Origin of the sequence: Roseomonas chloroacetimidivorans, assembly GCF_049629625.1 — a bacterium.
GTDB classification, from domain to species: Bacteria; Pseudomonadota; Alphaproteobacteria; order Acetobacterales; family Acetobacteraceae; genus Roseomonas; species Roseomonas chloroacetimidivorans.
Genome location: NZ_JBNBZS010000228.1, coordinates 1 through 2,474 on the forward strand (window position 1 = coordinate 1; position 2,474 = coordinate 2,474).

Genomic DNA, 2,474 nt, shown 5'->3' on the forward strand with positions numbered 1-2,474 from the left:
CCTGTGTCCGCTGCGACCCGCTCTGCGGGGGTGCCGGGACGGAAGTCGAGATCAACCCGGAGCTGGCCGGTGACGAAGCTCTGGGAATTGAGCTGCGCCCGCAGCCCAGCCTCGACCAGATGCTCGATATCCGCATCGCTCTGCTGGGCATCCTTCCCCTCGCGGTTCACCTGGTCTGGCAAGAGCTCGAGGGTGACGGGAATCCGCGCCTGCCCCGAGGCGGAGAGATGGAGCGCGATGCGCTGGACCGAACCGACACGAACGCCGCGGAGGGTGACCGGGGCGCCAACATCGAGGCCCGCGACTGAACCCTCGAAAAAGACGACCGCGCGTTTGGTCTGCTCAAACAGACGCGAGCCTCCGAAGAGCAGAATTGCGGCGACGGCGAGCGCCAGCCCGCCGAGGATGAAGCCGCCAACGACGGCAGGTCTAGTGGCGGCCATGGGCGTCCTTCCTCGTCCCGGCGTGCTCAGGCCTCTCGCGCTCCATGAACGCGCGCACGGTCGGGTGTTCGCAATGGTCGCGCAGGGCCTTTGGCGAGCCGTGGGCGATGGCGGTGCGCGTTTCGGCATCCAGGAAGATGCCGTCGTCACAAATAGCAAAGAGGCTCGGCAATTCGTGGCTGACCATGACGATCGTGGCGCCAAGGCCGTCTCTGAGTTCCAGGATCAGGTCATCCAGCCTCTTTGATGTGATAGGATCCAGCCCCGCCGATGGCTCATCGAAGAACAGGACATCCGGATCGAGAGAGAGCGCGCGGGCGAGGCCCGCGCGCTTACGCATACCCCCGGAGAGTTCCGATGGCATTTTGCCGCCGGCGGCTCCGAGGCCGACCAGCGAGAGCTTCAAACGCACCAGTGCGTCGATCGAAGCGGGGTCGAGCGGCGTGAACATCTGCAGGGGCAGCGCCACATTCTCGGCCACGGTCATCGAGCTCCAGAGCGCTCCACTCTGGAACAGGACGCCGAAGCGGCGGCCGATCTCAGTCCGGCGCGCCTCTGTGGCGGCCCAATAGTCTTCGCCATCCACCAGGACGGTCCCGGCGGTGGGGCGTAACAGGCCAATCATCGCCTTCAGGACCGTGCTCTTGCCGCAGCCGCTTCCGCCCATCACCGCGAAGACCGAGCCGCGACGGACCGAGAAGGCCAGGTCACGCTGGATGGTTCGCTCCCCGAAGGCCAGCGTCAGACCCTGGGCATGCAGCCGATCGTTCCCAGCTTGCTCTCGGGCCATGGCGTCAGATTCCCAGCGCATCGGCGCAAACGGCGAAGATGGCGTCGAGCGCGATCACGCCGATGATCCCGGCCACCACCGCACTCGTCGCGGCACGGCCCACATCGGCGGCACTGCGCCCGGCCTTCAGCCCAATATGGCAGCCAGCGAGCGCAACCAGCGCGCCGAAGGCGACGCTCTTCGTCAGGCCAAAGACGAACTGCGTGCCGGAGATGGCCTGCCGCGTCTCCTGGAAATAGGCAGTGGCCGTGAGGTCGAGCGTCGCCATACCGACCGCGAGGCCGCCGAGCAGGCCAACCGCGCTGGCATAAAGGTAGAGCAGCGGCATCATTGCGACCAGCGCGATGATTCGCGGCAGCACGAGGTAGTCAAAGACGGGAATGCCGAGCGCCTTCAGCGCATCGATCTCCTCGTTGCCCTGCATGGTGGCAATCTGCGCGGCATAGGCGCCGCCGGTGCGCCCGGCCATGACGATCGCCGTCATCACCGCCGCCATCTCGCGTACCATCGCGATGCCGACCAGGTCCGCGACAAAGATCTCTGCACCGAAGCGGCGCAGCTGGACAGCGCCAACAAAGGCCAGGATTCCCCCCACGAGGCTGTTGACGATCGCGACGATGCCGAGCGCACCCGCTCCGGCCTCGCGCATCAGCTCCAGCACATCCACCCCGCGGGTCCGGACGCGACCGCGGAGCGCGGCGAAGCTGCGCAGCACCGTCTCCCCGACCAGCGCGGAGACCGCGACACCATCAGCCCAACGGGCGATGGCCTTGCGGCCCACCCGCGTGAAGAGTGAAGCCACGGGCGGCGCGACGACTGGCGGCGCGGGGCCGGTCTCCGCTGCCAGGGTGAGAAGCCGACGCGTCGCCTCGGGGAGGCCTGTCCCGTCCAGTTCAATTCGCTGCCCCGCGCCAGTGACCGAAGCCGCCGCCGCCTCCTGCAGCGCCTGGAGGAAGACGACGAGGGCGCTGTCCCAGCGGCCCAGACCACTGCTTTCGAAGCGCAGCCGTGTGGCGCCCTCGGTCTCGGTCAGCACCTGACGCACGGCGGCAGAATCACGCAAACCGGTCTCGTGGGCGATCCAGTCACCGGTCAGCCGCAGCTCGGCCTCGGTTCCCTGCCGATGGACCTGCCAACCAGGAGAGGCCTGCTGCGCGGTCAACGGGTGCGGCGCTCGTCGCTGGAGGCGGCGCCCACTGAGGCCAGGAAAGCACGCACCGCCTCTCCCCCCGTCTCGGCAA

Annotated in this window: 3 protein-coding genes; all 3 read right to left on the reverse strand. The window is 67.9% G+C overall.

Going from position 1 to position 2,474, the window contains the following annotated elements; all coding sequences use genetic code 11:
- Window positions 1–443, reverse strand: a 443-nt coding sequence (locus ACO1BU_RS36880) for an MlaD family protein (RefSeq protein ID WP_424140826.1), incomplete at its 3' end; no start/stop codon positions are given.
- Entirely contained in the window at window positions 430–1,233 is an 804-nt protein-coding gene (locus ACO1BU_RS36885; RefSeq protein WP_424140827.1) for an ABC transporter ATP-binding protein, read from the reverse strand. The genes ACO1BU_RS36885 and ACO1BU_RS36880, both read right to left, overlap by 14 nt.
- A gap of 4 nt (window positions 1,234–1,237) precedes the next feature.
- Window positions 1,238–2,395, reverse strand: a complete 1,158-nt coding sequence (locus tag ACO1BU_RS36890; RefSeq protein WP_424140828.1) for an MlaE family ABC transporter permease — start codon at window positions 2,393–2,395, stop codon at window positions 1,238–1,240.
- Window positions 2,396–2,474 lie beyond the last annotated feature (79 nt).